Origin of the sequence: Pedobacter sp. HMWF019, assembly GCF_003061025.1 — a bacterium.
Lineage (GTDB): Bacteria > Bacteroidota > Bacteroidia > Sphingobacteriales > Sphingobacteriaceae > Pedobacter.
The window spans coordinates 1-5417 of the sequence record NZ_QAIL01000172.1 but is presented as its reverse complement, the minus strand read 5'-3'; the positions used below and the strand labels follow the sequence as shown (position 1 = coordinate 5417).

General features: G+C 41.8%; 4 protein-coding genes and 1 tRNA gene. 3 read left to right on the top strand and 2 right to left on the bottom strand.

Going from position 1 to position 5417, the window contains the following annotated elements:
- The first annotated feature begins 118 nt into the window (after window positions 1-118).
- Window positions 119-1552, top strand: coding sequence for an ATP-binding protein (locus DBR11_RS11135; protein ID WP_108552595.1), 1434 nt, complete (start codon window positions 119-121; stop codon window positions 1550-1552).
- Window positions 1553-1617: 65 nt separating this feature from the next.
- Window positions 1618-1974, top strand: a complete 357-nt coding sequence (locus DBR11_RS11130) for a hypothetical protein (protein ID WP_108552593.1) — start codon at window positions 1618-1620, stop codon at window positions 1972-1974.
- 85 nt (window positions 1975-2059) lie between these two features.
- Here the strand turns inward: DBR11_RS11130 and DBR11_RS11125 are convergent.
- Window positions 2060-2131: transfer RNA gene (locus DBR11_RS11125), tRNA-Arg, on the bottom strand.
- Window positions 2132-2188: 57 nt separating this feature from the next.
- Complete coding sequence (gene metG / locus DBR11_RS11120) at window positions 2189-4297, bottom strand: methionine--tRNA ligase (RefSeq protein ID WP_108552591.1); 2109 nt, start codon at window positions 4295-4297, stop codon at window positions 2189-2191.
- A 40-nt stretch (window positions 4298-4337) separates the two neighbouring features.
- On the opposite strand from metG, the gene DBR11_RS11115 reads away from it, so the two are divergent.
- Window positions 4338-5240 carry an LD-carboxypeptidase gene (locus DBR11_RS11115; RefSeq protein ID WP_108552590.1) on the top strand — a complete coding sequence of 301 codons (903 nt, stop codon included), beginning with the start codon at window positions 4338-4340 and terminating at the stop codon, window positions 5238-5240.
- Window positions 5241-5417: the final 177 nt, after the last annotated feature.

Genomic DNA, 5417 nt, shown 5'->3' with positions numbered 1-5417 from the left:
AACCACATAAATTTTGGCTGCGGATATTTTTTTATCCACAGCCAAAATCATATATTTGAAATAAGTTTTGGCTGCAGATAAAACTATTTTCATCGTTAATTATTAAAAAAGAAGAAAAATGGAAGCGCTTATTGGAAGAATAGCTGAGAAAAAAATACTATCAGAGATGCTTGTTTCGCCTTCGTCGGAACTTTTAGCGGTCTTTGGCAGGCGAAGGGTTGGAAAAACTTTCCTAATCCGCTCAGTCTTCCAGAAACAGCTCATCTTTGAGCTTTCGGGAGTGCATGATGCGAATGCTGCCGAGCAACTGCTTAATTTCAGCAAAGCCCTTGCAGAGGCATTAGGTTCCCAATTACCGCTCGCAGTTCCTAAAAACTGGACGGAAGCCTTCTGGCAACTCAGGGAATTTGCAAGTCCTATCCTTAAGAAGAGAAAGGCTGTCATTTTCTTTGACGAATTCCCCTGGTTAAGTTCCCATAAATCAGGCTTTCTTTCCGCATTTGAATATTTCTGGAACCAATGGGCATCACAACAGCCGAATCTGATCGTTGCGATATGTGGATCTGCAGCCAGTTGGATGATCAAAAAGGTTGTCAACAGCAAAGGAGGCCTGCATAACCGGTTGACACGGAAAATACGCCTTTTACCTTTCACACTGTACGAAACAGAACAATACCTGAAAAGCAATAATATCCATATTGACCGTTACCAGGTGTTGACCATTTTTATGGCAATGGGTGGTGTACCACATTATCTGAAAGAAATCAAAAAAGGGGAAAGTGCCACTCAGGCAATTGACAGACTTTGCTTCACTAAGGATGGTCTCCTTTCAACAGAATTCGCAAACCTTTACCGTTCTCTTTTCGAAAACGCAGACCGGCACATTTCTGTAGTTAAAGCACTCGCGGACAAGCCATCCGGATTGACAAGAAATGAGATCATTGACACCTGTAACCTACAAAGTGGGGGAACCACTAGTCTCTTACTTGAGGAACTTGTAGAGTCTGGCTTCATTACGCCCCTACTGCCTTTCCAGAAAAATGCCAATAAGAGCATCTACAAGCTCAGTGACGAATACAGCCTTTTCTACCTCAAATTTATCGAACATTCCAGGGCTACCGGTGCAGGCACATGGATCAAGAAATCATCGGCATCATCATGGAGGAGTTGGAGCGGTTATGCTTTTGAAGGAATCTGCCTGAAACATACAGATAATATTAAGCAGGCGCTGGGCATTTCCGGAGTGTTTACTGAAACTTCAGCTTGGCGACACGCCCCAAGAACCGGAAATGGTGCACAGATCGATCTGTTGCTGGACAGGCAGGATAATGTCATCAGTATATGTGAAATGAAGTTCTCCAATACTGAATTCGTAATAGATAAGACGTATGCTTCAGAATTGCAGCAGAAACTTGATGTATTTCGTCGGGAGAGCAAGACTAAAAAAGCATTGTTTCTCTCCATGGTCACCACCTACGGTGTTAAAAACAATGTTTATGCTATTGGTTTGGTACAAAACCAGGTCACCATGGACGATTTGTTCCTGCCATAATATAAGCTTTTGTAGCGCATTATTCATCTAACACGTTTACAAGGATATAACCAAATTAATGCTTTATGAAAAAATATTCTATTTATGTCACAACGGTCTTATTGTTCGTATTTGTAAACCTAGTTTCTTGTAAAAAAGATGCCCTGCACATAGACCAACAAAAACGTTATTATCAAATCAACGCAAGTCCCGGGATGGATGCTGAGGTCAGTGCAGCCATAATTCTTACACTTTATCCCAAGGGAGAAGCCAATCTAATACCTGGAGGAGACATCGGTTATGCATCAAAATACAAGATCAAGGGTAAAGAAATTACCGTAGAGATTAATCCGCCCAATCCGCCTTTAACATCTTACTTCACCATCATTTCTGATACAGAGTTACATGGGAAAAATGGAGAGATCCTAATGTTACATGATTAGATCTAAGGTTATCCGAAGAATTTTTATAACTAAGTCTCTTGAAACAAAAAAGCCAGTAGTTATATATAACTACTGGCAAAAGTCGTGGTCTCGACGGGAATCGAACCCATATCTAAAGTTTAGGAAACTTCTATTCTATCCGTTGAACTACGAAACCATTTAGTAACGGGCGCAAATATAGCAATAAAACTTTTTGTTTAACAACAAATTTGGATTACCTGATCACACTGCCATTACTATGATTTTGCGTTGGCGCAACAAAAGTCAATGTTCCATCTGAATTCTCAGACATCAGGATCATACCCTGCGATAAGATCCCCTTGATTTCTCTTGGCGCAAGATTAACCAATACGCTCACCTGCTGTCCGATAATCTCTTCCGGTTTAAAATATTCTGCAATACCAGATACAACAGTCCGCTGATCCAATCCTGTATCCAGGGTCAGTTTCAACAGCTTTTTCGTTTTCTCTACCTTCTCAGCAGCCACGATCGTAGCCACCCTGATGTCCATTGCAGAAAAATCCTCAAACTGAATATTCTCTTTTGCCGGAGCAGCTACAGTATTCGCCAAAGAGTTTTCAGCTTTACTTCTGTTCAGTTTATCAATCTGTGCCTGTACGGTCTCATCTTCGATCTTCTCAAACAACAACTGAGGCTCTCCCAACTGATGACCTCTGTGCAGTAAATGCATTTTTCCGGCATCCTCCCATAAGTGACCACCGTAGTTCAACATCTTCATCAACCGGTCTGCAGTAAATGGCAGGAAAGGCTCTATTAACACCTCTATGCTCGCCACAATCTGCAAACTGATGTTCAGGATCGTACGTACACGGTCTTCATCCGTCTTGATCACTTTCCATGGCTCTGTATCCGCTAAATACTTATTACCCAAACGGGCTACATTCATCACTTCACTCAGCGCCTCTCTAAACCTGTAGTTCTCAATAGAAGCACTGATCTTAGCAGGATAAGCCGCCAGTTCGTCAATCACTTCCTGATCCTCTGGTTTAATCTCCATCAACATCGGAACCTTGCCGTTAAAATACTTATGGGTCAATACCACAACCCGGTTCACAAAGTTCCCAAGTATCGCTACGAGCTCATTATTGTTCCGTGCCTGAAAATCTTTCCAGGTAAAGTCATTATCTTTCGTCTCCGGTGCTGTTGCCGTTAAAACATAACGAAGTACGTCCTGCTTATCTTTAAACTCCTCCAGGTACTCATTCAGCCATACAGCCCAATTCTTAGAAGTAGAGATCTTCTGTCCTTCCAGATTTAAGAATTCATTCGCCGGTACATTGTCTGCCAATGTATATCCTCCATGAGCCATTAACATCGCCGGGAAGATAATACAGTGAAATACAATATTATCTTTTCCTATAAAATGGACCAGCTTTGTATCCTCATCTTTCCAGTAATCCTCCCAGTCGCCTTTCTGAAGCGTATTCTGATTGATATAATATTCCTCTGCCTTAGGGTTCCATACATCCAAACGGGCATACTCAAACAACTCTTTTGTGGCTGAAATATAACCGATAGGTGCATCAAACCAGACATACAACACTTTGCCTTCTGCGTCTTTCACCGGAACCTTTACACCCCAGTCCAGATCACGTGTCATGGCCCTTGGCTGCAAACCAGCATTAAGCCAGCTCTGGCATTGTCCATATACATTTGGACGCCATTCTTTATGCCCCTCAATATAAGTTCTTAACTGCTCCTCGTATTTATCCAGGGGAAGAAACCAGTTCTTTGTTTCCTTACGAACAGGCGGCTCTCCGGACAAGGTAGACTTAGGATTGATCAGGTCAGTCGCGTTTAAAGTACTGCCGCAATTTTCACACTGATCCCCATAAGCATTTTCATTCCCGCATTTTGGACAGGTACCTGTGATATAACGATCGGCCAGGAAAGTCTGTGCCTTTTCATCATAATACTGTTCCGTAATTTCTTCTGTAAAAACACCTTTATTATAGAGGTTCTCAAAAAAATCAGAAGCAGTCTGGTGGTGCATCAAAGAAGAAGTACGGTGATAGATATCAAAAGAAACACCAAATTCCTTAAAAGAATCACCAATGATCTTATGATACTTGTCTACAATAACCTGCGGGGTAACACCTTCTTTTTTCGCCTTCAACGTGATCGGCACCCCATTCTCATCCGAACCGCAAATAAAGCGAACATCTCTCTTATTGGAGCGTAAATAACGCACATAAGTATCTGCAGGCAGGTAAACACCAGCCAAATGGCCTATATGCACAGGTCCGTTAGTATAGGGTAATGCCGCCGTAACGGTATATCTCTTAATTTTACTGTTATCCAAAACTATTTTTATTATTTTGGCAAAGATAAGAGTTTTACAGATGATTAAACAGCCGCCGTACCTAAAAAAGGGAGACAAAATTGCAATCGTTTCACCCGCCAAATATTTGCCCAAAGACATTGATTTCGCGATCAGCCTATTTAAGCAATGGGGCCTTGAAGTTGTACTTGGAGAAAGTGTTTATGCGGCAGATCATCAATTTGCAGGCAGCGATGAATTAAGAACAAAAGATCTGCAAAGATTTCTTGATGACAGCAGCATAAAAGCTGTTATCGCCTCAAGAGGTGGATACGGTGTGATTCGAATCATTGACAACCTCGACTTCAGCCTTTTCCTGGAAAACCCAAAATGGCTGGTTGGCTTTAGTGACATTACTGTATTGCTATCCCATCTATTTGGAAAATTAAATACACAGAGCATACACGCTCAAATGCCCTATACCTTTGATGATGCCACACAGGCATCCCTGGAATCTTTAAGAAAAGCCCTTTTTGGCGAGTCGCTTAAATATCACATCAAAAATCATCCACTTAACCGTCCTGGAACAGCCGAAGGTCTCCTCATCGGAGGCAACCTGACCTTATTGGTGATGGTACAGGGTTCATTATCAGAAATGGATTACACCGATAAAATTCTATTCATAGAAGACGTAGGAGAGCGTGAAGCTTCCATAGACCGAATGATGCGCATGCTAAAGAGAAGTGGCAAATTAAGCCAGTTAAGAGGCCTTATCGTGGGTGCCTTTAATGAGATGGATGAAGAGAAAGTTCCCTTTGGTCAAAGTCCTGAAGAAATTATCTTTAAAGTCGTCGAAGAATATAATTACCCGGTATGTTTTCAGTTTCCTGTAGGGCATATCGCAGACAACCAGGCGATCATCCTAGGTACCTCCGGTCAGCTTCACATAGACGGGCAACAGGTTACCTTGGTTCAACCTAATTAATTCCTTTATAATTTTCTAGTTAAGTTTCCCCAAAAAAAAGGGGAGAAGGAAGATTCAAAAAAGCTTATAAACAAGAAAAGCCTGTAGTATTAACTACAGGCTTTCTTTAAGATTTGGCACCGACCTACTCTCCCACGTGTTACCGCAGTACCATCGGCTCTGGTGGGCTTAACTTCT

What these genes read in the sequence shown, in the direction of transcription:
- DBR11_RS11135 (WP_108552595.1), top strand. Translation starts at nt 119, where the DNA reads ATGGAAGCGCTTATTGGAAGAATAGCTGAGAAAAAAATACTATCAGAG.
- DBR11_RS11130 (WP_108552593.1), top strand. Translation starts at nt 1,618, where the DNA reads ATGAAAAAATATTCTATTTATGTCACAACGGTCTTATTGTTCGTATTT.
- DBR11_RS11115 (WP_108552590.1), top strand. Translation starts at nt 4,338, where the DNA reads ATGATTAAACAGCCGCCGTACCTAAAAAAGGGAGACAAAATTGCAATC.